Genomic DNA, 1,834 nt, shown 5'->3' with positions numbered 1-1,834 from the left:
ATGTATGTCTCTATATTTGGCATTCCTGGATTTGTTGTTATTTATTATTGATCGTGATACCCCGCACTGATTCTCAGCGATATTTAATTTCTGCATGACATAGGCAGAGGCTATTTCACAGCCTGTTTTCGGTGGTTGACTCATTATCATATTATTACGCTATGGATACCATAACATCCATGGGCGGTAGCGTGGGAAAGCCATCCTCACTGGCTAAACTTACTCTTACTTAAGAACCTCATAAAAACATCTTCCTTAATTCCCCGGCGGGCAGGGATAAAAATACCAGAAAGAAAGCTGCCCCGATAAAAATAAACGGTTAAAACGTTATGAAAGTTAAGCTCTTCTCTGTTCCACTCGTCATATTTTTCACATCGCTGTGTGGATGTACGTTATCGCCAGGTATCGGTCTGAATACCTCGGGTAAAAATGTCGTGAACGAAAAAGTTCCTTCTGAAGATATTAGCGCCCTGGTTGATGTTTACCCTATTACGCCTAAACTGGTTGAATCTCTCATCCGGCGTCCCGCCGTTGCAACAGTGAATAGCGACCTGGATTCACGTCTTAAAAACTACCAGTACCATGTCGGCATCGGCGATATATTAACCATTACCGTATGGGATCATCCTGAACTTACCACACCCGCCGGTCAGTATAGGAGTGCCGGAGAGGCCGGAAACTGGGTAAATGCCGAGGGGGCCATATTCTATCCTTACATAGGCATGGTTAACGTTGCCGGCAAAACTACCTCCGAAATTCGTAGCAATATTACTGCCCGGCTCACCCAATATATTCAATCACCGCAGGTTGATGTCAATGTCGCGACGTTCCGCTCGCAAAAAGTCTATGTCACCGGTGAGGTGGTAAAATCCGGACAGCTACCGGTCACCAACGTTCCCCTGACCATAATGGATGCAATTAACCAGGCGGGGGGATTAGGTGAAAATGCCGACTGGAATAATATCGTATTATCGCATAACGGTGAGAAGTCCCTCATTTCTTTGCAGGCCCTAATGAAGAACGGAGATATGCGGCAAAACCGTTTACTCGAGCCGGGAGATATTCTCTATATCCCAAGAAATGACGAGCTGAAAGTGTTTGTGATGGGTGAAGTGAACAAGCAAATGACATTACGCATGGATCGTAGTGGTATGACTCTGACTGAAGCTCTGTCGGATGCCCATGGTGTTGACCCGCTGACGTCAGATGCCACGGGGATTTTCGTCATCCGCCCCCTGAAAGGGGAGGCTAAAAACAGGATCGCGAATATTTACCAGCTGAATGCAAGCGATGCGGCGGCACTGGTGCTGGCAACAGAGTTCCAGCTTCAGCCTTACGATATTGTGTATGTGACGACGGCTCCGGTAACAAAATGGAATCGTATTATCGGACAACTATTGCCAACTATTACCGGGGTTCATGACCTGACGGAATCAGCCCGCTATATTCGGAACTGGTAAGGAAAGGGAATGTTTAATTCTGTCCTGATAGTGTGCGTAGGTAATATATGCCGCTCACCGATAGCTGAAGCTTTGCTGAAACAATGGCTGCCTGAAAAAAATATACAATCGGCCGGTCTGTTTGCACTGAAGGGAAAAGGCGCTGATCCGATGGCAAAGACGGTGGCCTGCCGTCACGGGATATCACTGGAAAATCATAAGGCAAGGCAGTTTACGCGTGAAATGGGGCGGACGTTTGATCTTATTCTGGTGATGGAAAAGAGGCATATCAATATTATTACGCATTATTTACCCGAAATCAGAGGGAAAATCATGCTGCTGGGGCATTGGAATCAGCGCAAAGATATTCCTGACCCGTATGGAGGAGATATAAC

2 protein-coding genes are annotated in these 1,834 nt (G+C 46.4%); both read left to right on the top strand.

Going from position 1 to position 1,834, the window contains the following annotated elements:
- The first annotated feature begins 329 nt into the window (after positions 1 to 329).
- Positions 330 to 1,460, top strand: coding sequence for a polysaccharide export protein (locus J1785_RS01330; RefSeq protein ID WP_217218637.1), 1,131 nt, complete (start codon positions 330 to 332; stop codon positions 1,458 to 1,460).
- Between the two features lie 9 nt (positions 1,461 to 1,469).
- A partial coding sequence (locus J1785_RS01325) for an arsenate reductase/protein-tyrosine-phosphatase family protein (RefSeq protein ID WP_217218636.1) occupies positions 1,470 to 1,834 on the top strand: 365 nt, incomplete at its 3' end.

This window comes from Rahnella perminowiae (assembly GCF_019049755.1).
GTDB lineage: Bacteria > Pseudomonadota > Gammaproteobacteria > Enterobacterales > Enterobacteriaceae > Rahnella > Rahnella perminowiae.
Note: the sequence above shows the minus strand (reverse complement) of the source record. Positions and strands in the feature narration are given on the sequence as shown.

Bases quoted from the DNA above. Each gene is read 5' to 3' on its own strand.
- J1785_RS01330 (WP_217218637.1), top strand. From the start codon at position 330: ATGAAAGTTAAGCTCTTCTCTGTTCCACTCGTCATATTTTTCACATCG.